At 61.1% G+C, this 1,118-nt stretch carries 1 protein-coding gene; it reads left to right on the top strand.

The annotated features are described in order from the left end of the window. Positions 1–332 precede the first annotated feature (332 nt). Positions 333–1,118 (top strand): GTP cyclohydrolase FolE2 (folE2, locus tag OP496_RS17900; RefSeq protein ID WP_280565292.1); only part of this gene is annotated, 786 nt, incomplete at its 3' end.

The following is a 1,118-nucleotide window of genomic DNA, read 5'->3' as shown; positions in this document are numbered from 1 at the left end:
ATCGAGCACCTCGCGGACTTGCTTGTCCGGCGCTTCGCCCTGCGCCAGGGCCGCGTTCGCCCCATTCAACAGCACCAGTGTCCCGCCCAGCACCCATCCTTTCATTGCGCTTCCTGCCTCACGTCGATAAGCCAAATCCCTAGGCGAGTATCATGCGGCAAAAGCACGATCGCTGGAATGCTTGGGCTATAATTTCGTTATGGTATAACGTATTATTTCATGCCGTCATGTCACGAGTGAATGTCACGGACACCGAAACCGTACGTGTGCCGCATGACAGACACTGCCCGACCCCTTTCCAGCCTGGGACTGATAAACGCATGCAAGAGCCCATGAACCCACATACATTGCACGACGTGGCCAACGGTGCGTCCGACTTGGAAGGCCCCCTTGCCTGGGTCGGGATGGAAGACATCGCGCTACCGTTTCGCCTGGCGAACAGTGCCGTCAACGGTCGAGCCTCGGCCGGTGTTTCCCTGGATGCCACCTCGGCGCGAGGCATTCATATGTCGCGTCTCTATCTGGCACTAGAGGCCCTGGAACACGAGGAAGTGACGCTGTCACGCCTGGGCGCGGTATTGCAGCGTTTTCTGGATAGCCATGACGATTTATCCAATACCGCCTTTCTCGATCTGAGCGGTGACGTCCTGATCAAGCGCCCTGCATTGATCAGCCCACGCGCGGGCTGGAAGGCATACCCCTGTGCGCTGCGCTGCCGCCAAGATGCACAGGGCATGCAGGCGACTCTCGAGATCACGATCGGCTATTCCTCGACCTGCCCCTGCTCGGCGGCCCTCGCACGCCAATCGATCCAGCAAGCGTTCGACGAGGACTTCACCGACATGCCAATCAGCCACGACGCCGTCAGGGCGTGGCTGGGCAGCGAGCAGGGTATCCTGGCGACGCCGCATAGCCAGCGAAGCCAGGCGCATCTCTCACTGCGCCTGGCCGGCGATCTAGAGGCTCTGCCCGTAACGGCGCTGATCGACACGGTCGAGGACGCGCTGGGCACGGCCTTGCAGACGGCCGTCAAGCGTGTCGATGAGCAAGCATTCGCCCTGGCCAATGGCCAGAACTTGATGTTCTGCGAGGATGCCGCGCGCCGTGTACGGCATGCC

The sequence above is a fragment of the Chromohalobacter sp. 48-RD10 genome (genome assembly GCF_029889785.1).
Taxonomy (GTDB): Bacteria; Pseudomonadota; Gammaproteobacteria; order Pseudomonadales; family Halomonadaceae; genus Chromohalobacter.
Note: the sequence above shows the minus strand (reverse complement) of the source record. Positions and strands in the feature narration are given on the sequence as shown.